Genomic DNA, 21,504 nt, shown 5'->3' with positions numbered 1-21,504 from the left:
CTGTTTTGCTCCATATCTCAGATAATCTCTCAATAAAAGCTATTTTCTCAGCGCTGGCGCGCCAATGGACTGAGCGAAGCAATAAGACGAGTGCACTTCTCGGCTAATTGCGGGAGCTTTGTCCTAAGCGCCGGCGCGATTACTTAATAATTTTTATAATATAAATACTGAAACAGAAAGGATGTTTGCGTGTGGAATGGTTTAACGTAGGAAAAATCGTCAACACTCACGGAATTCGCGGAGAAGTCCGGGTTTTATCCCGCACCGATTTTCCGGAGGAACGTTTTGCAGTGGGAACGAAACTTGGCCTTTTTAAAAAAGGCGAAAAAAAGCCGATTATGGTCCAAGTAGCCAGCCATCGCCAGCATAAGAATTTTGAATTGCTGACGTTCGAAGGCTATCCGAATATCAATATGGTGGAAGAGTTCAAAGATTCATATCTGCGGATTGCAGAACATGACCTGACGGAATTGGAAGAGGGCGCGTTCTATCACCATGAAATTCTGGGCTGCACAGTCTTCACTGATGAAGGCCGTGAGCTGGGCAAAATCACGGAAATTCTTGAAACCGGCGCGAATGACGTGTGGGAAATTACACCTCAAACCGGTAAGAAGCATTATATTCCTTATATCGAAGATGTCGTAAAGGACATTGATGTCGAAGACAAAAAAGTAACGATTGAAGTCATGGAAGGTTTGTTGAACGAATGAAGATAAATGTTCTTTCATTATTCCCAGCCATGTTCGAAGGTGTGTTCAATCAGTCGATGATGAAAAAAGCCCAGGAAAAAGGAGCAGTCTCATTTGCTGTTTCGGATTTCCGGGATTACGCCGACAATAAACGCCAGGTGGACGATTATCCGTTTGGCGGCGGTGCTGGTATGGTATTGAAGCCGGAACCGGTATTCAACGCTGTAGAAGCGCTCTCCGGCGAAGGAAAGCCGCGCGTCATTCTGATGTGCCCGCAAGGTGAGCGCTTTACGCAGAAAAAAGCGGAAGAGCTTGCGCAGGAAGATGATCTGATTTTCATCTGCGGCCATTACGAAGGATACGACGAGCGGATTCGTGAGCATCTGGTGACTGATGAAATTTCCATCGGTGATTTCGTTTTGACAGGCGGAGAGCTTGCGGCGATGACGGTCATAGACAGTATCGTCCGCTTGCTTCCAGGTGTTCTTGGAAATGCCGATTCACCGGTGAAGGATTCATTCTCGACCGGCTTTCTTGAACATCCGCAATACACGCGTCCTGCCGATTACCGGGGATGGAAAGTTCCGGATGTGCTGACTTCCGGAAACCACGGAAAAGTCGATAAATGGCGTGAAGAGCAAACGCTGAAAAGAACGCTCGAACGCCGTCCGGATCTGCTTGAAAAGATTGAACTGACAGCAGCTCAACAGAAGATTTTAGACGGCCTGAAAAATACTGATTAAATGAAGATTAACTCTTGCATCTGAAGGCGCACAGTGATAACATGGAGTCTGTACTTTTATGTGAAGTACAGGATCACGGTGTTCCGCTGCGGCGACAGATTGACTGCAAGAGCATCTGTAGAAGGAGAGAAAACCATGCAAAACATTATTACAGAAATCACAAAAGAACAGCTTCGTACGGATCTCCCAGATTTCCGTCCTGGCGATACTGTTCGCGTCCACGTTAAAGTTGTCGAGGGTACACGCGAACGTATTCAGGTATACGAAGGAGTTGTCATCGGCCGTCGCGGAGGCGGGATCAGTGAATCATTCACTGTCCGCAAAATCTCTTACGGTGTTGGTGTTGAACGTACATTCCCTGTACACACACCAAAAATTGCTCAACTTGAAGTTACCCGTCGCGGTAAAGTTCGTCGTGCGAAACTGTACTACTTGCGTAACCTTCGCGGTAAAGCAGCGCGCATTAAAGAAATTCGATAAGATTGCAATGCAGAAAGAGGGCGTCCGCGCCCTCTTTCTTTTTTGCTTAAATGCACATATCCTTGTACAATTAAAGCACAAAGCCTAGGGAGGAACGCGCATGGAAACAGAAGCGAAAAAGAAAAACGAAGTGTGGGAATGGTCAAAGGCTCTATTGATCGCATTTGGCCTCGCGGCAATTATCCGGATATTCCTTTTTACGCCGATTGTGGTTGATGGGGAGTCGATGATGCCGACGCTAGAACATGGCGACCGCATGATTGTCAATAAAATTGGCTATAATATTGGGAATCCGGAGCGGTTTGACATCATCGTTTTTCATGCGCCTGAAGAAAAAGATTATATCAAGCGGATCATCGGCTTGCCGGGTGATCATATCGCTTATGAAAATGACCAGTTATATATTAACGGTGAACCAATGGATGAGCCGTATCTGGACGACTACAAAAAAGATGTCAGTGGCACATTGACAGAAGATTTTACGCTTGAAGAAAAGATAAATTCCAGTACTGTACCGGAAGGAACAGTATTTGTAATGGGCGATAATCGCCGGGCAAGCAAGGACAGCCGGATTATCGGAGTAGTTCCAATGGAAGAAGTTGTCGGCAATACGAGTTTTGTATTCTGGCCATTTGAAGAAGTGGGACTTGTTAAGTAAGGAGAGATTTTATGACGATTCAATGGTTTCCTGGGCATATGGCGAAAGCCCGGAGAGAAGTAACTGAAAAACTGAAATTAGTCGACATCATATTTGAACTGGTCGACGCAAGGCTTCCTTTATCATCACGCAACCCGATGATCGATCAGGTGATTCAGCAGAAACCGAGATTGATCATCTTAAATAAGATGGATATGGCGGATGAGGCAGAAACAAAAAAATGGATCCGCTATTTTGAAGAGCAAGGCACACGTGCAGTAGCCATCAACTCGCTGGAAGGCAAGGGACTGCAGCTTGTGACAAAAGCGTCAAAAGAGATTCTTGCTGAAAAGTGGGACCGCATGATTGCCAAAGGGATCAAACCACGCGCCATCCGCGCCATGATCGTCGGTATTCCGAACGTAGGGAAGTCTACTTTGATCAACCGCCTTTCCAAAAAGAGCCTCGCAAAAACCGGGAATATGCCCGGAGTAACAAAAGCGCAGCAATGGATTAAAGTCGGCAAGGAAATTGAATTGCTGGATACGCCAGGTATTTTATGGCCTAAATTCGAGGACCCTGAAACTGGTTTTAAATTGGCGGTAACCGGAGCCATCAAAGATTCGGTCATCCAAATGCAGGAGCTGGCCATCTATGCGCTTAAATTTTTGGAAGAACGTTATCCGGAGCGCTTGAAAGAGCGTTATGGCATCGACCATGTCGATGAAGAAATTGTTCATACCTTCGATCACATCGCGAAAAAACGCCGTTTTGTGTCGCATGAAGGTGAAGCCGATTATGAAATGACCGCTGAAGCAATTGTCCGTGACATCCGCAATCAATATCTTGGGCGAGTCACATTCGATTATAAAGATGAAATGATCGTTGATGAAGAAGATTAAAAAGCTGCAGGCAAATGAAGGAGGCTGATCCGATTCCGGGCGGCCTCTTTTATTTATATTCGAGTGAATTTCGAACCATGGGAAGGAGCAACACAATGCATACCATTAAATCGATACGCGAGAAACTTGGCGAAACAGGGAAGTGGGAGCCTTGGATCGATGAATTGGAATCTGATGACAGAAAGGCAGTCCAAAAATTATTGGCTTCATGGAAACGCAAACAGGCACTTCAGGAAAAGTTGTTCAAAAATCTCGAAATCAAACAGCAATTTGATGATTCATTTAAAGAAATTCCGGAGTGGACAGTCGCCGGCATTGATGAAGCGGGGAGAGGTCCGCTCGCCGGACCGGTTGTGACAGCCGCTGTCATTCTTCCTGACCATTGTCCCACACTCATCGGCCTTGATGATTCGAAAAAAATCCCGAAAGCAAAACGGGATTATTTTGCTGAAGAAATTAAAAAAATCGCTGTGAGCTATGCCGTACATATCCAGCCGCCGGAAGAAATTGACCGATTGAATATTTATCAGGCTACGAAGCAGTCAATGGCTGTAGCTGCGATGTCGCTTGACCCCGCGCCGTCGATTATTCTCGCCGATGCAATGCAGCTTGATACCGGTATTCCGTGCGTTTCCATCATCAAAGGGGATGCGAAAAGCCTGGCGATTGCAGCCGCTTCCATTTTGGCCAAAACAGGCAGGGATGCGATTATGGATGCGTACGCCTCACAATATCCCGAATATGGTTTCGCTCAGCATGCCGGATACGGAACGAAAACGCATGTGGAAGCAATACAGCAACATGGTCCAACGCCGATTCACAGGCGTACTTTCGAACCTGTAAAGGGGATTTTGAAGCAAGCGGATACATTTAGAATAAACGAATGAAGAAATTGAATATTTCAAGTATTCGTGAGCTTGGCTGTCTACTGTGGACATTTTGTGGCAACTTTAATACAATGGTAAAGGCAATAAAATTAAGAGACAGATGTTTGATTGGAGGATGACAGATGAATATCCATGAATATCAGGGAAAACAGGTCCTGAAACAATATGGCGTATCAGTTCCAGAAGGCCATGTTGCTTTTTCACCTGAAGAAGCAGTCAAAGCAGCGAAAGAACTTGGTTCGGATGTTGTCGTTGTAAAAGCTCAAATCCACGCAGGTGGACGAGGCAAAGCAGGCGGCGTCAAGCTGGCTAAAAACTTGGATGAAGTGCGCGAGTACGCTAAAGAACTTCTTGGCAAAGTGCTTGTGACTCACCAAACAGGTCCGGAAGGTAAAGAAGTTAAACGTCTTTACATCGAAGCGGGCAGCAATATTGAAAAAGAGTACTATCTTGGATTGGTTCTTGACCGTGAAACTTCCCTAGTCAACTTGATGGGATCAGAAGAAGGCGGAATGGACATCGAAGAAGTAGCAGCAAACACACCGGAGCGTATCTTCTATGAAGAAATCGATCCTGTTGTCGGTTTGACTGGTTTCCAGGCTCGCCGCATGGCGTTCAACATGAACATCCCGGCTAAGCTTGTAAACAAAGCAGCCAAATTGATGCTGGGCCTTTACCAGGCTTATGTGGAAAAAGACGCAGCAATCGTCGAAATCAACCCATTGGTTGTAACTGGCGACGGACAGGTAGTCGCTTTGGATGCGAAGTTCAACTTCGATGCCAACGCTCTATACCGTCATCAGGACATTATGGAAATGCGCGATTACGATGAAGAAGATGCCAAAGAAATCGAAGCTTCCAAGTATGACTTGAGCTACATTTCATTGGACGGAAACATCGGCTGTATGGTTAACGGTGCCGGCCTTGCTATGGCAACAATGGATACGATTAACTATTACGGCGGCTCACCCGCTAACTTCCTTGACGTTGGGGGCGGTGCCACTGCTGAGAAAGTAACGGAAGCATTCAAAATCATTCTTTCTGACAAGAATGTTAAAGGGATCTTCGTTAACATTTTCGGCGGTATCATGAAGTGTGACATCATTGCGGAAGGTGTAATTCAAGCTGCTAAAGAAGTTAGCCTTGAAGTGCCATTAGTAGTCCGTCTTGAAGGAACAAACGTAGAACTAGGTAAAAAACTGCTGAACGAATCAGGTCTGAACATCGTAGCTGCCGGCACTATGGCGGATGGCGCGAAACAGATCGTAGAACTTGTAGGCTAAAGAAGGGCAGGGACAAAAATGAGTGTATACATTAATAAAGACACGAAAGTGCTTGTACAGGGAATTACAGGGTCAACTGCCCTTTTCCATACAAAGCAAATGCTTGAATACGGAACGAAAATCGTTGCGGGTGTAACACCAGGCAAAGGCGGAACTGAAGTTGAAGGCGTACCTGTTTTCAACACAGTTGAAGATGCCGTAAAAGCTACAGGTGCCAATGTATCTGTAATTTATGTACCGGCTCCTTTTGCTGCTGATGCAATTCTTGAAGCAGTGGAAGCTGAATTGGACATGGCTATCTGCATCACTGAGCACATTCCAGTATTGGATATGGTAAAAGTGAAGCGTTATATGGAAGGCAAGAAAACACGTCTTGTCGGACCTAACTGCCCGGGTGTCATCACTCCGGACGAATGTAAAATCGGCATCATGCCTGGATACATTCACAAAAAAGGACATGTCGGTGTTGTATCACGCTCTGGTACGTTGACGTACGAAGCGACTCACCAATTGTCTGAAGAAGGAATCGGCCAATCGACAGCTGTCGGTATCGGCGGAGACCCGGTAAACGGCACAAACTTTATCGATGTATTGAAAGAATTCAATGAAGATGAAGACACTTATGCTGTAGTAATGATCGGTGAAATCGGTGGTACTGCTGAAGAAGAAGCTGCAGAATGGGTTAAAGCGAATATGACTAAACCTGTTGTCGGCTTTATCGGCGGACAAACTGCTCCAGAAGGAAAACGCATGGGCCACGCTGGTGCGATCATTTCCGGAGGTAAAGGTACTGCTGCAGACAAGATCAAAGCAATGAACGCTGCTGGAATCGAAGTTGCAGACACACCATCAGTTATCGGTGAAACTTTGATCAAAGTGATCAAAGAAAAAGGTCTTTACGACGCTTGTAAAACACATTAATAATTTTGAACGCGGAACCTTAACTGGTTTCGCGTTTTTGATTTTTTACACCTTCGATTGAATAAAGATAATATTCAAACAGCTATTTACATGTTCTGCCAGTCAGGCTACTATTAAGCTTAAGTTGAACTTCATCTTTGTCAGGCACCCAAAAGAATGGAGGAACTTTATGGATTCATTGTTTGAACAAAGACTGATGGCATTGCATTACGTATACCCTCAACCCCTTAACCGCCTAAAACGGCTGATGATCGATGATCCGAAATTGGAATGCCTGGAAAACAGGCCGGCTTGGGAAATCAGCCAATTGCTTGAGATTAAACCGGAAGCGGCGGCGCGTTTGAAGACCGCTTACAGAAAGTCACTAAACACCCCCTATTCTGATACGTACAAAAAGCATAAGATACTCCCCATATCTTATAACCATCCCAATTATCCACAAAGCCTATTTCACCTGATTGATCCACCAGCCATTCTTTACGCCAAGGGAAATATTGATTATTTATTGGATAAGGACCTTCTCGGTGTTATCGGATCCAGAAAGGCTTCCGATTACTCGCAAAAAGCGATGGACCTGTTAATCCCGGACCTTATGGCAGCGGGTTTTACAATCGTCAGCGGATTGGCTAAAGGTGCCGATGCGATGGCCCACCGAACTGCTATTGCTTGCGGCGGCAAAACGATTGCAGTTACCGGCAGCGGATTTATGAATCCGTATCCGAAAGAGAACGGTGAATTGAATATTATAATAGAAGAAACTCAATTGGCATTAACCGAATATCCCCCTTATATGCAGCCGAAACGCTGGAATTTTCCGATGCGGAACCGCATAATCAGTGGTTTGGTTAAAGGGGTTTTGGTGACAGAAGCGGAAGTGAAAAGCGGGACGCTAAGCACCATTGAGCATGCCTTGGAACACGGCAAGGATATATTTGCGGTTCCGGGAAACATCGGTTCGCCCCTTTCAGCCGGTCCGCATAAATTGATCTATGAAGGCGCAAAACCGGTCTGGAACGCCCTTCAGGTGCTGGAAGAATACCGGGAAATTCATGTTCTAAATAAGTCGATAAAATGAAATGCCTTGCATTAACACAAAAACTGTTATACATTTTGCACAGGTATTTCTTATTTATACATTTTGTAAAAGTTTAAGAAACCTCTATGAGGAGGAATTTTATGTCGGATTTTTTAGTGATTGTGGAATCGCCAGCAAAGGCGAAAACAATCGAGCGTTATTTGGGAAAGAAGTATAAAGTCCGTGCGTCATTAGGACATTTGCGCGATCTGCCCCGCAGCCAAATGGCAGTAGACGTCGAAAATAATTTTGAACCCCGTTATATAACGATACGGGGAAAAGGCCCAATCCTTCAGGATTTGAAGAAGGAAGCAAAAAAAGCGAAGAAAGTCTTTCTCGCGGCTGACCCCGACAGAGAAGGGGAAGCGATTGCATGGCATTTGGCCAACGCACTCGGCGTAGATCTTGACTCGGATTGCCGTGTTGTATTCAACGAAATTACAAAAGATGCTATAAAAGAATCTTTCAAACAACCGCGCAAAATCGATATGGATCTTGTCGATGCACAGCAGGCAAGACGGGTTCTTGACCGTTTAGTGGGTTACAGCATTAGCCCATTATTGTGGAAAAAAGTGAAAAAAGGATTATCAGCCGGCCGTGTGCAATCAGTGGCGCTGCGTCTGGTCATCGACCGCGAAAACGAAATAAAAGAATTTGAACCGGAAGAATATTGGTCTATAACCGGTGAATTCGAAAAAGCGAAAAAGAAATTCGAAGCCCAGTTTTATGGGAGTGCAACCGAAAAAATGAAATTGGAAAACGAAGACGATGTCAAAGCGGTCATGGCGACGATGAAAGGCAAGAATTTCACAGTCAACCGCGTCGTCAAAAAAGAGAGAAAGAGAAATCCATCCCCATCTTTCACAACATCCTCTCTGCAACAGGAAGCAGCCCGGAAATTAAACTTCCGCGCCAAGAAAACCATGATGCTTGCACAGCAGCTTTATGAAGGAATAGCTGTCGGCAAAGAAGGGATTACGGGTTTGATTACGTATATGCGTACGGATTCAACACGCATTTCGAATACGGCTAAGCAAGATACCATCAAATTTATTGAAGAGAAATACGGTTCAGAGTTTGTAACGAAAACGGCTGCCGCAAAGCAGTCCACAAAATCCCAGGACGCGCACGAAGCGGTTCGTCCAACGAGTGTGATGCGAACGCCTGAATCGTTGAAAAGTATTTTATCTCGCGATTTATACCGTCTGTATAAATTGATCTGGGATCGTTTTGTAGCAAGCCAGATGAGTCCTGCAGTCCTTGACACAGTGATGGCGGAATTGCAGAACGGTGAAGCTGTATTCCGCGCAAATGGGTCTCAGGTGAAATTCCCCGGATTCATGAAAGTCTATGTTGAAGGTACGGATGACAAGACGGAAGACAAAGACAATATTCTTCCGGAAATGGAAGAAGGCGACAAAGTCAAAGCTGTCGCCATCGAACCCAAACAGCATTTTACGCAGCCGCCTCCACGTTATACTGAAGCGCGTCTCGTAAGAACTCTTGAAGAATTGGGGATAGGCCGCCCGTCAACCTATGCGCCAACACTGGACACGATTCAAAAGCGCGGCTATGTAACTCTTGACGCCAAACGGTTTATTCCGACTGAACTTGGAGAAATTGTCCACAGTCTTGTTCTCGAATTCTTCCCGGATATTCTGAATATCGAGTTCACCGCCAAAATGGAGCACGATCTGGATAGTGTCGAGGATGGTGATGTGGAATGGAAGAGCATCATAGCCGAGTTCTTCAAAGACTTCGAGAAAGATGTCGAAGTCGCTGAAAATGAAATGGAGAAAGTCCAGATCAAAGATGAACCAGCAGGCGAAGATTGTGAACATTGCGGGTCGCCGATGGTCTTTAAACTTGGCCGTTACGGAAAATTCATGGCTTGCAGCAATTTCCCAGAATGCCGTAATACGAAAGCGATCGTCAAACATACGGGGGTAAAATGTCCGACATGTAAAGAAGGCGAAATCGTCGAGCGCAAGAGTAAGAAAAAACGCATCTTCTACGGTTGTGAACGTTATCCTGAGTGTGAATTCGTATCGTGGGATAAGCCGATTGAACGTCCGTGTCCGAAATGCAGCAATCTTCTTGTTGAGAAGAAAGTGAAAAAAGGCGTACAGATCAATTGTGTAAATTGTGACTATCAAGAAGAAGTACAATAATTAATCGAGGTGTTCAACTATGACAAAAACCATCAATGTAATCGGAGCAGGACTCGCCGGCAGTGAAGCTGCTTGGCAAATAGCTAAAAGAGGGGTTAGTGTCCGTTTATATGAAATGCGGCCGGTCAAGCAAACTCCAGCCCACCATACAGATAAATTCGCTGAACTGGTATGCAGCAACTCATTGCGCGCAAACTCGCTGACTAATGCTGTCGGCGTTATTAAAGAAGAAATGCGGATGATGGATTCAGTCATCATCGAGTCTGCTGATAAAGCGTCTGTGCCTGCTGGGGGAGCGCTCGCGGTAGACCGCCATGAATTTGCGGGAGCGGTGACTGACAAAGTCCGCAACCACCCGCTGGTTGAAGTAATCAATGAAGAAGTTACGGAAATTCCGGAAGGCATCACTATCATTGCGACGGGTCCTTTGACATCACCGGCGCTGGCTGAAAAGATCCGTAAATTGACTGGTGAAGATTATCTTTATTTCTATGATGCTGCCGCACCGATTGTTGAAAAAGACAGCATTGATATGGATAAAGTCTATTTGAAATCGCGTTACGATAAAGGCGAAGCCGCATATCTGAACTGCCCGATGACTGAAGAGGAATTCAAACGATTCCACACAGCGTTGGTCGAAGCGGAAGTAGTTCCTTTAAAAGAATTTGAAAAAGAGATTTATTTTGAAGGCTGTATGCCAGTCGAAGTGATGGCTGCCAGAGGCGAAAAAACGTTGACATTCGGCCCGATGAAACCGGTCGGCCTTGAAAATCCGAAAACAGGCGAGCGTCCGTATGCGGTTGTTCAGCTTCGCCAGGATGATGCAGCGGGTACACTTTATAATATTGTCGGATTCCAGACACACTTGAAATGGGGACCTCAAAAAGAAGTTTTGAAACTCATTCCCGGTTTGGAAAATGTTGAAATTGTCCGTTACGGTGTTATGCACCGCAACACATTCATCAACTCTCCGCGCGTATTGAAACCTACTTACCAGTTGAAAGCCAACCCGAATATCTTCTTTGCCGGCCAGATGACTGGTGTAGAAGGTTATGTTGAATCAGCGGGAAGCGGCTTGCTGGCAGGCGTCAATGCAGCGAAATTGGCTCTTGGCGAAGAGCTGGTCATATTCCCTGCTGATACAGCACTTGGCAGCATGGCGCGTTACATCACTGAAGCTGACGGTGAGAACTTCCAGCCGATGAACATCAACTTCGGTTTGTTCCCGGACCTGGGTGAACGCATCCGCTCGAAACAGGAGCGCGCAGAAAAACATGCTAACCGTGCGCTTGAATCAATTCGAAATTATATGAATACAGTAACAGTTTAATTGATAAAGGCCTCTAAATTTTGATATAATTTAGAGGCTTTTTATTATTGTGCTGAGCGACCGTGAAAATGTCAGCATAGGATTCTATTAGATGGAAAGGACGGACTCTCATATGGATAAGAAGGAAATGGTCCGGTCTTTTATAAGTTATATTCAACTGGAAAAAAATTATTCTGAACACACCGTCCATCATTACGAATACGATTTGGCCGGTTTTTTTCTGTTTTTGGAAAGCGAAGGCGTAGATGATCTGGAACAAGTGGAGTATCTTCACGCCCGCAATTATGTCACGAAGCTATATGAAGAAAAATTGTCGAGGCCGACAGTATCCCGCAAAATTTCTGCTATCCGATCCTTTTTTAAATATGGCAACCGTGAATATGGGTTGAGTGAAGAAGCATTCCGTTCTCTTTATCATCCTAAAAAAGAAGAACGGCTGCCCCAGTTTTTTTATGAAGAAGAGCTGGCGGTATTATTTGAATCAGTCAAAGGCGATGATAAATTGTCTATCCGCAACACGGCTTTATTGGAACTCCTGTACGCGACTGGCATGCGTGTCAGTGAATGCGTCTCCATACGGATGAAAGACCTTGACCGCAGTATGCAAATCGTCAAGGTGATGGGGAAAGGAAGAAAAGAGCGCTACATACCTTACGGACAGTTCGCGCATGATGCGCTGGAACATTATATCGATGTAGTTCGTCCTAAGCTTATGAAAAACACGGACCACGATGGTTTATTTGTAAATAATCGGGGAGACCTTGTGACAGCCCGGGGAATTCGGCATATCTTGACTGAATGCATGAAAAAGGCCTCAGCCAATTCCAATATCTATCCCCATATGATCCGGCATAGCTTCGCCACCCATCTTTTGAATAATGGAGCGGATCTTCGGACGGTTCAGGAATTGCTCGGCCACTCCCATCTGTCATCAACTCAGGTTTATACGCACGTAACAAAAGAGCATTTACGAAAAACATATTTGAATTCACATCCGCGAGCATAGAGAGGGGAATTATAATGGAACAATTTCATGCCACCACGATATTCGCTGTGCGCCACAACGGCGAATGCGCAATGTCCGGTGATGGACAAGTGACATTCGGCAACGCTGTTGTCATGAAGCATACTGCAAGAAAGGTTCGGACTTTGTATAATGGCCAAGTATTGACAGGATTTGCCGGATCAGTAGCTGATGCCTTTACTCTTTTTGAAATGTTTGAAGGCAAACTGACCGAATATAACGGAAATCTTCAGCGGGCTGCAGTGGAACTCGCGAAACAATGGCGGGGAGATAAAATGCTGCGCCAGCTGGAAGCGATGCTGATTGTCATGAATAAAGAAGAGTTGCTGTTGGTATCGGGAACAGGTGAAGTTATAGAACCAGACGACGGGATATTGGCAATCGGTTCCGGCGGCAATTATGCTTTGGCAGCGGGCCGGGCTTTGAAAAAGTACGCTGGTGACAATATGTCAGCCAAAGAAATTGCGCAATCGGCACTTGAAACCGCAGCGGATATTTGTGTTTATACAAATCATCAAATCGTAGTGGAGGAGCTGTCTAAATGAGAACGCAAACGGATCTAACACCCAGACAAATTACAGAACATCTTGACCGCTACATTGTTGGGCAGAAAGATGCCAAGCGGTCAATTGCGATTGCACTTCGCAACCGTTATAGAAGAAGCCGGCTGGACGAAGAGCTGCGCGACGAAGTGATTCCGAAAAATATCCTGATGATCGGGCCAACTGGTGTCGGAAAGACAGAGATCGCTAGACGCATCGCTAAACTGACAGGTGCGCCGTTCATTAAAGTGGAAGCGACTAAATTCACCGAAGTTGGCTATGTGGGCCGCGATGTGGAGTCAATGGTCCGTGATTTGATTGAGGCTGCGGTAAGAATCGTCAAAGACGAGAAATTCGAAGCGGTTAAAGGCAAAGCGGAAGCAGCGGCCAATGAGCGAATCGTCAAATTGCTCGTTCCTTCGATGAAGAAAAAGCAGGCAACCCAAAATCCGCTTGAGATGATGTTCGGCCAAAAATTCGATCAGGAAGAAGAAGAGCCGACTGCCGAAGTGGAAGTTCGCGTGAAAAGACGGGAAATCGCTGCAGATTTGAAAGCGGGGAAATTGGAGGACGAATGGCTGAATGTCGAAGTGCTCGAAAACACGCCATCGATGTTCGATGCTCTTCAAGGTTCCGGAATGGAGCAGATGGGCGCGAATATGCAGGATGCTTTGTCTTCTCTGATGCCGAAGAAAAAGAAAAAACGCCGCCTGCAAGTGAAAGAGGCAAGACGCATTTTAGCTGCAGAAGAAGCAGCGAAACTGGTTGATGATGAAGAAGTGGCAAGCGAAGCGATTGACCGTGCAGAACAGCACGGTATCATTTTCATTGATGAGATGGATAAGATCGCCAGTAAAAACAACTCATCTTCAGCAGATGTATCGCGCGAAGGTGTGCAACGGGATATACTGCCGATTGTTGAAGGCTCGACCGTATCAACAAAATACGGAGCCGTGAAAACAGACTATATGCTGTTCGTTGCAGCGGGGGCATTTCATATGTCCAAGCCTTCTGATCTGATTCCGGAACTGCAGGGCCGTTTCCCAATCCGTGTGGAATTGCAGAAGCTGGAAGTTGGTGATTTCGTCAAAATATTGACGGAACCGAAACATTCTTTGCTGAATCAATATAAAGCGCTTCTCGAAACAGAGGGAGTTGTGGTAAACTTCAATGATGCCTCAATCGTCAGACTAGCGGAAATTGCGTATGAAGTGAATCAGGATACCGATAACATCGGAGCCCGCCGATTGCATACCATTTTAGAGCGGCTGCTCGAAGACCTGTCTTTTGAAGCTTCTGAAATTAGCCCTGCGCAAATTGATATTACACCTCAATATGTGAACGATAAACTTGAGAATGTGGCAAAAAACAAAGATTTGTCACAATTTATTCTATAAATAAGTCAAATCAGTTCCCTTAAAGAGTAAAAAGCTTTAGAATATTGAATAAATACGGTACGAATTATGTAGGAGGTTCATTATAATGAATTTATTAGGAAAAACACGACGTATTAACTCTATGCTGCAAGCAGCAGCCGGCAAGCCGGTAAACTTTAAGGACATGGCAGAAACTTTGAGCGAAGTTATCGAATGTAACGCATTCGTTGTCAGCCGCAAAGGTAAAGTACTTGGCTATGCCATCAACCAGCAGATCGAAAACGAACGGATGAAAGGCATGCTTGAAGAGCGCCAGTTCCCGATCGAATACACGCAAAACCTTTCGAACATCAACGAAACATCTGCTAACTTGGATGTAAACAGCGAACACACAATCTTCCCTGTGGAAGAACGCGAATTGTTCAAAAACGGCTTGACTACAATCGTGCCGATCATCGGTGGCGGCGAACGTCTTGGTACACTTTTGCTTGGACGCGTTAACGCTGAATTCCAGGATGATGATTTGATCCTTGGTGAATACGGCGCAACAGTTGTCGGGATGGAAATCCTGCGCGAAAAAGGCGACCGCATCGAAGAAGAAGCACGCAGCAAAGCTGTTGTTCAAATGGCGATTTCTTCACTTTCATACAGTGAGCTTGAAGCAATTGAACACATTTTTGAAGAGCTTGACGGCAACGAAGGTTTGCTTGTCGCTTCAAAAATCGCTGACCGTGTAGGAATCACTCGTTCAGTAATCGTCAACGCACTTCGTAAACTTGAAAGTGCCGGCGTTATCGAATCACGTTCACTTGGGATGAAAGGGACTTACATCAAAGTTCTTAACACGAAATTCCTTGCTGAGCTTGAGCAATTGAAAATGAACTAAGATAAATCAGGAGACACCGGGTATTTTATATCCGGTGTCTTTTTTTATTCTCAATAAACTGTCTGCTTCTTTAATCATTGCGCTCTAGGGGGACGCTTTCCTCGGGGAGCGGTCTGAGCCTCCTCACTCGCTGCGCTCACTGTGGGGTCTCAGGCCTAGCCCCTATTCCCGCAGGAGTCACCGCCTGCCGCTTCATTTTAATTTTGTGTAGAAATAAAATCTTGACTTTCTCATTAATAATAAATACCGATTTATTGAAAGCTCTCTTAGATATGTAGCAAAACAGCGAAAACTCCCAGGTGAGTAAGCGAAGTGCTGAGATCCACTCGGACGAAGTGGAACGAGACCGAGTTAGCTCAGCGCAAGCCACCAGGAAAGCGAAGCTGTTTTGCGGAATATCGGTTATTGGTGTCATTTTTTATTTTCAGGAGAAACCTGTTGCGGAATGGATCAGTCCCGTGGTATAATTTCAAATGGTGTTAAATACACACGCATTCGGATTTGTTCCGCTGGTGCCCTTACTGGGTAACGGTTCAAAGAAGAAGAATGCGGAGGGAAAAAATAACCTATCAGGAGGAAACACACATGTCAGTAATTTCTATGAAACAATTGCTTGAAGCTGGTGTACACTTTGGCCACCAGACTCGCCGTTGGAACCCGAAAATGAAAAAATATATTTTCGTTGAGCGTAACGGTATCTACATCATCGATCTACAAAAAACAGTCCGCAAATTGGAAGAGGCTTATAGCTTCATGAAACAAGTGGGCGAAGATGGCGGCAAGGTACTTTTCGTTGGTACGAAAAAACAAGCTCAGGACGCTATCAAAGAAGAAGCAGAACGTTCTGGCAACTACTACATCAACCAGCGTTGGTTGGGTGGAACACTTACTAACTTCGGTACAATCCAAAAACGTGTGAATCGTATGAAACAAATCGAGCGCATGTCTGAAGATGGAACTTTTGAAGTTCTTCCGAAGAAAGAAGTTGTTCAATTGAATAAAGAACACGATCGTCTTGTTAAATTCCTTGGCGGTATCCGTGATATGAACGGTCTTCCGGACGTAATGTTCGTAGTTGACCCGCGCAAAGAACGCATTGCAGTAGCAGAAGCTATGAAATTGAACATCCCGATCGTAGGTATCGTTGATACTAACTGTGATCCAGATGAAATCGATTATGTAATTCCTGCAAACGATGATGCAATCCGCGCAGTAAAACTTTTGACTGGTAAAATGGCTGATGCTTTGCTAGAGTCTAAACCGGAAGAAGAAGAAGAAACTCCAGCTGAAGCTGCAGAGTAATTCACAATGAAGCACAGGTGATAAGCGGCCACAAACCCTCTTATCACCTTTTTTTGAGAAAACGTATATCCTAAGGAGGAATTTAATCATGGCAGTTACAGCTCAAATGGTAAAAGAATTGCGTGAAAAAACTGGTGCAGGTATGATGGACTGCAAAAAAGCACTTGTAGAAACAAACGGTGATATGGAAGCGGCATTGGATTTCCTTCGCGAAAAAGGCCTTTCAAGCGCTTCTAAAAAAGCGGATCGTATCGCTGCTGAGGGTACTACTTCAATCATGGTTGAAGGAAACGAAGCAGTTATCTACGAAGTAAACGCTGAAACTGATTTTGTTGCTAAAAACGACGGTTTCCAAACACTTGTTAAAGAATTGGGCGAACACCTTTTGGCTACTAAACCAGCTACAGTCGAAGAAGCAAATTCTTCTACAATGTCTAACGGTTTGACAGTAGCGGACCACATTTCAAACGCTATCGCTAAGATCGGTGAAAAAATCACTTTGCGCCGCTTTGAAATCCGCACTAAAACAGATGCTGACGCTTTCGGTCCTTACCTGCACATGGGTGGCCGCATTTCAGTATTGGTATTGCTTGAAAACACGACTGATTCAGATGCAGCACGCGACATCGCTATGCACATCGCAGCATTGAACCCTCAATATGTATCACGTGAAGAAGTTTCTGCAGAAGAAGTGGAAAAAGAGCGTAAAGTATTGACTGAACAAGCATTGAACGAAGGCAAACCAGAAAAAATCGTTGAAAAAATGGTTGAAGGCCGTCTTGGTAAATATTTCGAAGACGTTTGCTTGCTTGACCAGGCTTTCGTTAAAAACTCAGATCAAAAAGTTCGCGATTTCGCAGCTTCAACTGGCGGCAGTGTAAAAGAATTTATCCGCTACGAAGTTGGAGAAGGAATCGAAAAACGCGAAGACAACTTTGCTGATGAAGTTATGAGCCAAGTAAACAAAAAATAAATCATTTTCATAGCATTACCTTAGGGAACACTGAAAGGTGTTCCCTATTTTTCAATAAATAGTTAAAATGGAGGGTACCGATGAGTGTTCAGCAGTATAAACGCATTGTATTAAAACTTAGTGGAGAAGCGATGGCAGGTGGACAAGGTTTCGGATTATCTCCTGAAATCATTAAATCTGTAGCTGCTCAAGTAAAAGACGTCGTAGAACTTGGCGTTGAAGTTGCCGTAGTAGTAGGCGGAGGCAATATCTGGAGAGGAAAAGTCGGTTCTGAAATGGGCATGGACCGAGCGACTGCCGATTATATGGGCATGCTTGCAACCGTGATGAATTCACTGGCTTTGCAGGATTCCCTTGAAAAGCAGGACGTTGAAACGCGTGTTCTTTCTTCTATAGAAATGCGCCAGGTCGCTGAGCCGTATATTCGCAGACGGGCAATTCGCCATCTAGAGAAAAAGCGGGTTGTCATTTTCGCAGCAGGAACCGGTAATCCGTATTTCTCTACTGATACAACAGCTGCACTACGGGCTGCTGAAATTGAGGCGGATGTCATCCTGATGGCGAAAAACAATGTGGATGGCGTTTATTCAGCCGATCCGAAAACTGATGCAACAGCTGTTAAATATGAAGAATTATCATATTTGGAAGTGATTCAACAAGGCCTGCAAGTAATGGATTCTACTGCTTCCACACTATGTATGGACAATGATATCCCACTCGTAGTATTCTCAATTATGGAAAATGGTAATATAAAACGGGCTGTTCAAGGTGAAAAAATCGGAACAGTTGTGAGGAGAGACATATAATGCCGAAATCTGTGATGAATGAAACCAAAGAAAAAATGACGAATGCCATTCAAGCTTATTCACGTGAACTTTCTTCAATCCGTGCGGGCCGCGCAACTCCGTCTATCCTAGACAGAGTTACAGTCGATTATTACGGAGCACCAACGCCGATTAACCAGGTAGCTGGTGTATCGGTTCCGGAAGCTCGCATGATTATGATCCAGCCATACGATAAGTCTGTGCTGGGTGATATCGAGAAAGCGATTCTTAAATCGGATATCGGCTTGAACCCCTCGAATGATGGTTCGGTAATCAGACTGGCTGTACCTGCTTTGACTGAAGAGCGCCGCAAAGAGCTCGTGAAAGATGTCAAAAAAGAAGCGGAAGTTGCTAAAGTCAACGTTCGTAATATCCGCCGTGATGCTAATGATGATTTTAAAAAGCTTCAGAAGAAGAGCGAGATCACAGAAGATGACTTGCGCAGCTATTCCGATGATGTCCAGAAATTGACTGATTCAAATATCGCGAAGATCGACGATATGGCGAAAGATAAAGAAAAAGAGATTATGGAAGTATAAATCGAACTTCATAAGCTTTAACGCGTCCTGTATAGCAGGGCGCTTTTTCATGCCAAAAAAAATGTGATCGAGAAAGATAAAGCACGATAGCGTTTTTTTTGATATGATAAGCAATAGACATGCCGATTTGTAATAGGTGGAGGATTAATTATGATAAATAAATTATTAAAACGAAATACGGAAACTGTGATTGGTGATTTGGATCGCCTGTCGCTGGTCCGAGATGGGATTATCCCTTCACATATCGCCATTATTATGGATGGCAACGGCCGTTGGGCGAAGAAGCGTTCACTTCCACGTGTTGCAGGGCATCACGAAGGAATGAAAACTGTGCGGAAAATTACCCGTCTGGCCAATAATCTCGGTGTTGACGTATTGACATTATATGCATTTTCCACGGAAAATTGGAAACGTCCAAAAATGGAAGTGGATTTTCTGATGAGGCTCCCGGAAGAATTTCTTTCAACGTTTCTGCCGGAATTAGTCGCTGAAAACGTAAAAGTGGAAATGATGGGCGACCATACAAATCTGCCTGCACATACATTGAAAGCAATTTCGAAAGCAAAAGAAGCTACAAAGGATAATACCGGTCTTATTTTAAATTTCGCATTGAATTACGGAAGCCGTTCCGAAATAGTGGACTCGGTAAAAGAGCTTGCTGCTCAGGTAGCGGCAGGAACCCTGGATCCTGCAGACATTACAGAAGAACATATCAGTTCTGGATTAATGACGAAGTCATTGCCGGAACCTGATTTATTGATTAGAACGAGCGGGGAAGTACGCTTGAGCAACTTTATGCTTTGGCAGCTTGCCTATACCGAATTTTGGTTCACTGATACATTGTGGCCGGATTTCAACGAAGATTCTCTGATCGATGCGGTTGAAAATTATCAAAAGAGAAATCGCCGATTTGGAGGATTGAAAGGGGAAGAAGCACAGTGAAACAGCGTCTCATAACCGGAGCAATCGCCATGGCATTATTCATCCCATTTGTAATTTGGGGCGGTACTCCTTTTACTATTTTAGTGTTAATCCTGGGAACCATTGGTTTCCAGGAATTATTGAAGATGAAAGGCCGCACACTTTGGAGTGTTCCCGGCCTTATTTCCCTTTTGGCGTTATATGCATTTATGATGCCGGGTGACTGGACACTCCAGGTTTCAGGGTGGACCGGATACACAAAAGTTGAATTCGCTTTTATCGCGGTCATTTTGCTATTAATACATACTGTAATTGTTAAAAACAGCTTTACGTTCGATGATGCGGCTTTTGCAATCCTTGGCACTCTATATGTAGGGATGGGCTTCCTGTATCTAATTGAAACCAGAGAAGAAGGCCTCGCTGTACTAATTTATGCATTATTAGTTGTCTGGTTCACAGATTCCGGCGCTTATTTTACTGGCCGGAAATTCGGTAAACGGAAGCTATGGCCCGAGATTTCTCCCAATAAAACCATTGAAGGTTTTGTAGGGGGCATCATTTATGCTGTCGTTGCCGCATTGGTTTTCAATTATTTTGTAGACTTGAACAAACCAATATATATTATCGTCCTCGTTACAATCGTCGCATCGGTTTTCGGGCAGATGGGTGATTTAGTCGAGTCCGCTTTGAAACGTCATTTCAACGTTAAAGATTCAGGAAAAGTCCTGCCCGGTCATGGCGGTATTCTAGACCGCTTTGACAGCATTCTTTTCGTCATGCCATTGCTGCATTTTTTACATTTCATCTAAGGAGGACATCCTGAATGGTTAAAAAGATTATATTACTTGGAGCGACCGGTTCAATCGGCGTCCAAACAACAGATATTATCCGTGAGCATCCTGAAGAATTTAAGCTGGTCGGATTTTCAGCCGGCCGCAATATGGAATTGGCTAAAAAATTCATCAAGGAATTCCACCCCGAAATCGTATGTGTTCAAAATGAACAGGATGCGATTGTTCTTCGCGGTGAATTTTCCGCGACTGAATTTGTATCAGGAAATACCGGATTAATCGATACAGCAGTTTATGATGCTGACGTACTGGTCAATGCAGTTATCGGCAGTGTGGGACTTGAGCCGACGCTTGAAGCGATTAAACTTGGCCGCACAATTGCCATTGCCAATAAAGAAACGCTGGTTACAGCAGGCCACCTGGTGATGGAAAGTGCCAAGCGATACGGCGCGGCTATTCTTCCCGTAGACAGTGAACATTCGGCTTTATTCCAATCGCTGAACGGTGAGAAGATTGAACAGGCGACAAAACTGATTCTCACAGCGTCCGGCGGAAGTTTCAGGGATTCTACAAGAGAAGAACTGAAAAATGTCACTGTTAAAGAAGCGCTGAACCATCCTAATTGGTCGATGGGAGCAAAAATTACGATCGACTCGGCGACGATGGTGAATAAAGGGCTGGAAGTAATAGAAGCAAATGTGCTTTTCAATTTTGAATACGATGATATTGAAGTGCTGCTGCACCGGGAAAGCATCATCCATTCGATGGTCGAATTCCGGGACACTAGTGTAATGGCGCAACTCGGCACCCCGGATATGCGGGTACCAATCCAATACGCGCTGACTTACCCGGAACGGCTGGAACGTCCGAACGCCAAGCGGCTGAATTTGGCTGAAATCGGCAAACTGCATTTTCAGCAGATGGATTATGAACGTTTCCGTGCTTTACAATTGGCGTTTGATGCCGGGCGTATCGGCGGAACCATGACCACTGTATTAAACGCGGCCAACGAACAAGCCGTAGCCATGTTTTTAAATGAAGAAATTAAATTTTTGCAGATCGAGGAAATGATTGAACGTGCAATGAATGCGCACGATCCGATCTCTTCTCCGGATTTGGAGTCGATTCTGCACGTCGATTCTGAAACAAGAAAATCAGTCCGGAACATGCTAAAATAACTAAAGATTAAAACCGAAAAGGTTTATAAG

At 44.7% G+C, this 21,504-nt stretch carries 22 protein-coding genes; all 22 read left to right on the top strand.

Going from position 1 to position 21,504, the window contains the following annotated elements:
• Positions 1–191 precede the first annotated feature (191 nt).
• The 22 genes from rimM to AC2Q9J_RS01485 all read left to right on the top strand — a co-directional run bounded on the left by rimM (position 192) and on the right by AC2Q9J_RS01485 (position 21,474).
• The gene (gene rimM, locus AC2Q9J_RS01590) at positions 192–710 is read left to right on the top strand and encodes a ribosome maturation factor RimM (protein ID WP_499036740.1); all 519 of its coding nucleotides are present in this window, start codon (positions 192–194) and stop codon (positions 708–710) included.
• Positions 707–1,432 (top strand): tRNA (guanosine(37)-N1)-methyltransferase TrmD, encoded by a 726-nt coding sequence (trmD, locus tag AC2Q9J_RS01585; RefSeq protein ID WP_499036738.1) that lies wholly within the window; start codon positions 707–709, stop codon positions 1,430–1,432. The genes rimM and trmD overlap by 4 nt, the downstream gene beginning before the upstream one ends.
• 135 nt (positions 1,433–1,567) lie before the next feature.
• On the top strand, positions 1,568–1,912 hold the full coding sequence (gene rplS, locus AC2Q9J_RS01580; protein WP_203332612.1) for a 50S ribosomal protein L19: 345 nt from the start codon (positions 1,568–1,570) through the stop codon (positions 1,910–1,912).
• 100 nt (positions 1,913–2,012) lie between these two features.
• Positions 2,013–2,570: a signal peptidase I gene (lepB, locus tag AC2Q9J_RS01575; RefSeq protein ID WP_499036736.1), complete on the top strand. Its 558-nt coding sequence runs from the start codon at positions 2,013–2,015 to the stop codon at positions 2,568–2,570.
• Positions 2,571–2,581: 11 nt separating this feature from the next.
• Entirely contained in the window at positions 2,582–3,451 is an 870-nt protein-coding gene (gene ylqF, locus AC2Q9J_RS01570; RefSeq protein ID WP_499036734.1) for a ribosome biogenesis GTPase YlqF, read from the top strand.
• A 95-nt stretch (positions 3,452–3,546) separates the two neighbouring features.
• A complete protein-coding gene (gene rnhB / locus AC2Q9J_RS01565; protein WP_499036732.1) occupies positions 3,547–4,338 on the top strand; it encodes a ribonuclease HII in 792 nt (263 codons plus the stop codon).
• Positions 4,339–4,460: 122 nt separating this feature from the next.
• Positions 4,461–5,621 carry a succinate--CoA ligase subunit beta gene (sucC, locus tag AC2Q9J_RS01560; protein ID WP_499036730.1) on the top strand — a complete coding sequence of 387 codons (1,161 nt, stop codon included), beginning with the start codon at positions 4,461–4,463 and terminating at the stop codon, positions 5,619–5,621.
• An 18-nt stretch (positions 5,622–5,639) separates the two neighbouring features.
• A complete protein-coding gene (gene sucD, locus AC2Q9J_RS01555) occupies positions 5,640–6,542 on the top strand; it encodes a succinate--CoA ligase subunit alpha (protein WP_499036728.1) in 903 nt (300 codons plus the stop codon).
• 169 nt (positions 6,543–6,711) lie between these two features.
• On the top strand, positions 6,712–7,617 hold the full coding sequence (gene dprA / locus AC2Q9J_RS01550) for a DNA-processing protein DprA (protein WP_499036726.1): 906 nt from the start codon (positions 6,712–6,714) through the stop codon (positions 7,615–7,617).
• A 101-nt stretch (positions 7,618–7,718) separates the two neighbouring features.
• Positions 7,719–9,788 carry a type I DNA topoisomerase gene (gene topA / locus AC2Q9J_RS01545; RefSeq protein WP_499036724.1) on the top strand — a complete coding sequence of 690 codons (2,070 nt, stop codon included), beginning with the start codon at positions 7,719–7,721 and terminating at the stop codon, positions 9,786–9,788.
• 19 nt (positions 9,789–9,807) lie between these two features.
• On the top strand, positions 9,808–11,118 hold the full coding sequence (trmFO, locus tag AC2Q9J_RS01540; protein WP_499036722.1) for an FADH(2)-oxidizing methylenetetrahydrofolate--tRNA-(uracil(54)-C(5))-methyltransferase TrmFO: 1,311 nt from the start codon (positions 9,808–9,810) through the stop codon (positions 11,116–11,118).
• A gap of 112 nt (positions 11,119–11,230) precedes the next feature.
• Complete coding sequence (gene xerC / locus AC2Q9J_RS01535) at positions 11,231–12,124, top strand: tyrosine recombinase XerC (RefSeq protein ID WP_499036720.1); 894 nt, start codon at positions 11,231–11,233, stop codon at positions 12,122–12,124.
• Positions 12,125–12,138: 14 nt separating this feature from the next.
• Positions 12,139–12,687: an ATP-dependent protease subunit HslV gene (gene hslV / locus AC2Q9J_RS01530; RefSeq protein WP_121632422.1), complete on the top strand. Its 549-nt coding sequence runs from the start codon at positions 12,139–12,141 to the stop codon at positions 12,685–12,687.
• Entirely contained in the window at positions 12,684–14,081 is a 1,398-nt protein-coding gene (gene hslU, locus AC2Q9J_RS01525; protein ID WP_499036717.1) for an ATP-dependent protease ATPase subunit HslU, read from the top strand. Before hslV ends, hslU begins: the two co-directional genes overlap by 4 nt.
• An 85-nt stretch (positions 14,082–14,166) precedes the next feature.
• On the top strand, positions 14,167–14,946 hold the full coding sequence (gene codY / locus AC2Q9J_RS01520; RefSeq protein WP_084245284.1) for a GTP-sensing pleiotropic transcriptional regulator CodY: 780 nt from the start codon (positions 14,167–14,169) through the stop codon (positions 14,944–14,946).
• A 585-nt stretch (positions 14,947–15,531) separates the two neighbouring features.
• Positions 15,532–16,248 (top strand): 30S ribosomal protein S2, encoded by a 717-nt coding sequence (gene rpsB, locus AC2Q9J_RS01515; protein ID WP_084245286.1) that lies wholly within the window; start codon positions 15,532–15,534, stop codon positions 16,246–16,248.
• 88 nt (positions 16,249–16,336) lie between these two features.
• On the top strand, positions 16,337–17,221 hold the full coding sequence (tsf, locus tag AC2Q9J_RS01510) for a translation elongation factor Ts (protein ID WP_499036715.1): 885 nt from the start codon (positions 16,337–16,339) through the stop codon (positions 17,219–17,221).
• 80 nt (positions 17,222–17,301) lie between these two features.
• Complete coding sequence (pyrH, locus tag AC2Q9J_RS01505) at positions 17,302–18,027, top strand: UMP kinase (protein ID WP_121632412.1); 726 nt, start codon at positions 17,302–17,304, stop codon at positions 18,025–18,027.
• The gene (gene frr, locus AC2Q9J_RS01500) at positions 18,027–18,584 is read left to right on the top strand and encodes a ribosome recycling factor (RefSeq protein ID WP_499036712.1); all 558 of its coding nucleotides are present in this window, start codon (positions 18,027–18,029) and stop codon (positions 18,582–18,584) included. Before pyrH ends, frr begins: the two co-directional genes overlap by 1 nt.
• A gap of 150 nt (positions 18,585–18,734) precedes the next feature.
• Entirely contained in the window at positions 18,735–19,526 is a 792-nt protein-coding gene (uppS, locus tag AC2Q9J_RS01495; protein ID WP_499036710.1) for an undecaprenyl pyrophosphate synthase, read from the top strand.
• Positions 19,523–20,314 (top strand): phosphatidate cytidylyltransferase, encoded by a 792-nt coding sequence (locus AC2Q9J_RS01490; RefSeq protein WP_499036708.1) that lies wholly within the window; start codon positions 19,523–19,525, stop codon positions 20,312–20,314. The genes uppS and AC2Q9J_RS01490 overlap by 4 nt, the downstream gene beginning before the upstream one ends.
• A 14-nt stretch (positions 20,315–20,328) precedes the next feature.
• The gene (locus AC2Q9J_RS01485; RefSeq protein WP_499036706.1) at positions 20,329–21,474 is read left to right on the top strand and encodes a 1-deoxy-D-xylulose-5-phosphate reductoisomerase; all 1,146 of its coding nucleotides are present in this window, start codon (positions 20,329–20,331) and stop codon (positions 21,472–21,474) included.
• The last annotated feature ends 30 nt before the right edge of the window (positions 21,475–21,504 follow it).

The sequence above is a fragment of the Planococcus sp. RAB007_Raresut genome, from assembly GCF_057369535.1.
The sequence above is the reverse complement of the archived record's forward strand: the minus strand, read 5'-3'. Positions and strand labels throughout refer to the sequence as shown.

What these genes read in the sequence shown, in the direction of transcription:
- hslU (WP_499036717.1), top strand. Translation starts at nt 12,684, where the DNA reads ATGAGAACGCAAACGGATCTAACACCCAGACAAATTACAGAACATCTT.
- trmD (WP_499036738.1), top strand. Translation starts at nt 707, where the DNA reads ATGAAGATAAATGTTCTTTCATTATTCCCAGCCATGTTCGAAGGTGTG.
- sucC (WP_499036730.1), top strand. Translation starts at nt 4,461, where the DNA reads ATGAATATCCATGAATATCAGGGAAAACAGGTCCTGAAACAATATGGC.
- pyrH (WP_121632412.1), top strand. Translation starts at nt 17,302, where the DNA reads ATGAGTGTTCAGCAGTATAAACGCATTGTATTAAAACTTAGTGGAGAA.
- AC2Q9J_RS01485 (WP_499036706.1), top strand. Translation starts at nt 20,329, where the DNA reads ATGGTTAAAAAGATTATATTACTTGGAGCGACCGGTTCAATCGGCGTC.
- rpsB (WP_084245286.1), top strand. Translation starts at nt 15,532, where the DNA reads ATGTCAGTAATTTCTATGAAACAATTGCTTGAAGCTGGTGTACACTTT.
- sucD (WP_499036728.1), top strand. Translation starts at nt 5,640, where the DNA reads ATGAGTGTATACATTAATAAAGACACGAAAGTGCTTGTACAGGGAATT.
- trmFO (WP_499036722.1), top strand. Translation starts at nt 9,808, where the DNA reads ATGACAAAAACCATCAATGTAATCGGAGCAGGACTCGCCGGCAGTGAA.
- xerC (WP_499036720.1), top strand. Translation starts at nt 11,231, where the DNA reads ATGGATAAGAAGGAAATGGTCCGGTCTTTTATAAGTTATATTCAACTG.
- rnhB (WP_499036732.1), top strand. Translation starts at nt 3,547, where the DNA reads ATGCATACCATTAAATCGATACGCGAGAAACTTGGCGAAACAGGGAAG.
- hslV (WP_121632422.1), top strand. Translation starts at nt 12,139, where the DNA reads ATGGAACAATTTCATGCCACCACGATATTCGCTGTGCGCCACAACGGC.
- rplS (WP_203332612.1), top strand. Translation starts at nt 1,568, where the DNA reads ATGCAAAACATTATTACAGAAATCACAAAAGAACAGCTTCGTACGGAT.
- uppS (WP_499036710.1), top strand. Translation starts at nt 18,735, where the DNA reads ATGATAAATAAATTATTAAAACGAAATACGGAAACTGTGATTGGTGAT.
- frr (WP_499036712.1), top strand. Translation starts at nt 18,027, where the DNA reads ATGCCGAAATCTGTGATGAATGAAACCAAAGAAAAAATGACGAATGCC.
- dprA (WP_499036726.1), top strand. Translation starts at nt 6,712, where the DNA reads ATGGATTCATTGTTTGAACAAAGACTGATGGCATTGCATTACGTATAC.
- ylqF (WP_499036734.1), top strand. Translation starts at nt 2,582, where the DNA reads ATGACGATTCAATGGTTTCCTGGGCATATGGCGAAAGCCCGGAGAGAA.
- topA (WP_499036724.1), top strand. Translation starts at nt 7,719, where the DNA reads ATGTCGGATTTTTTAGTGATTGTGGAATCGCCAGCAAAGGCGAAAACA.
- lepB (WP_499036736.1), top strand. Translation starts at nt 2,013, where the DNA reads ATGGAAACAGAAGCGAAAAAGAAAAACGAAGTGTGGGAATGGTCAAAG.
- tsf (WP_499036715.1), top strand. Translation starts at nt 16,337, where the DNA reads ATGGCAGTTACAGCTCAAATGGTAAAAGAATTGCGTGAAAAAACTGGT.
- codY (WP_084245284.1), top strand. Translation starts at nt 14,167, where the DNA reads ATGAATTTATTAGGAAAAACACGACGTATTAACTCTATGCTGCAAGCA.